Here is a 1,039-nt window from a genome sequence, read left to right on the forward strand (position 1 = left end):
GAGGCGGTGCGGATGTCCGCGGCCAACGGCTGGGCCGGCTTCCGTGCCTCGTGGCTGGCGCGACAGGACGACCCGAAGCCCAACGGCGCACACGCCGCTGTGGTCCGGCCGCTGAACCGCCAGCTCGCCATCGAGGCCGAGAACCGCCGCGTCGCGGACGAATGGCTGGCGCAGGAAGCCGCGAGCGACGGCGCGGCAGCAACCCAACCCGACACGGAGGCCCGCATTGGCACCGCATGAGAAACCCGCGTTCGTCGAGCTGCTGACGCAGGCGCTCGGCTTCTACGGCCAGGCCGTCAGCCCATTCGCCGTCGGCGTGTGGTGGCAGGCCTGCCAAGGCGTCGAACTGGCGCAGGTCCGCCGCGCGCTGACGGCGCACGCGATGGACCCGGACCGCGGCCAGTTCGCGCCCAAGCCGGCCGACATCGTGCGCCAGCTCCGCGGCACCCAGGCCGACCGCAGTCTCATCGCCTGGGGAAAGGTCATGGACGCGATGTCGCGCGTCGGCGCGTACCGCTCGGTCGCCTTCGACGACGGCGCGATCCACGCGGCGATCGAGGACATGGGCGGTTGGCCGACGGTGTGCCGATCCGAGGTGGACGAGCTGCCGTTCATGCAGCGCCGCTTCTGCGACCTGCACCGCGCCTACTCGCTGCGTCCGGATGCGTCATGGCCAGCCCGCCTGGTGGGCGAGCACGAGGCCGCGAACCGCTTGGCTGGGCATGGCGTGGAAGCGCCGATGCTCGTGGGCGATGCCGACGCGGCGCGGAAGGTGATGCAGGCAGGCGTCAGCGGCTCGAAAACCGCGATCACGGCGGGCGATGCGGCACCCGTCATCCGTCGGATCGGTTCGGAGGCAGCGTGATGGCCCGCCACGGCAAGCACGGCCTCATCACCTCGGTCGCGCAGCTCAAGGCGCGCTGCACGATCGATCCCGCCACGCACTGCTGGCTGTGGGCCGGCGCGACGACCGGCGTCCACGGCGTGCCGGCGATCTGGTGCTTCGACCACGGCCGCGGCGAGAAGCGCACGATGTCGG

2 protein-coding genes are annotated in these 1,039 nt (G+C 72.1%); both read left to right on the plus strand.

The features are described from left to right. A partial coding sequence (locus CAPSK01_RS19695) for a hypothetical protein (RefSeq protein ID WP_273704144.1) occupies positions 1 to 240 on the plus strand: 240 nt, incomplete at its 5' end. Further along, the gene (locus tag CAPSK01_RS19700; RefSeq protein WP_273704145.1) at positions 227 to 865 is read left to right on the plus strand and encodes a DUF6475 domain-containing protein; all 639 of its coding nucleotides are present in this window, start codon (positions 227 to 229) and stop codon (positions 863 to 865) included. The genes CAPSK01_RS19695 and CAPSK01_RS19700, both read left to right, overlap by 14 nt. Positions 866 to 1,039 lie beyond the last annotated feature (174 nt).

Source organism: Candidatus Accumulibacter vicinus (assembly GCF_000584955.1).
Lineage (GTDB): Bacteria > Pseudomonadota > Gammaproteobacteria > Burkholderiales > Rhodocyclaceae > Accumulibacter > Accumulibacter vicinus.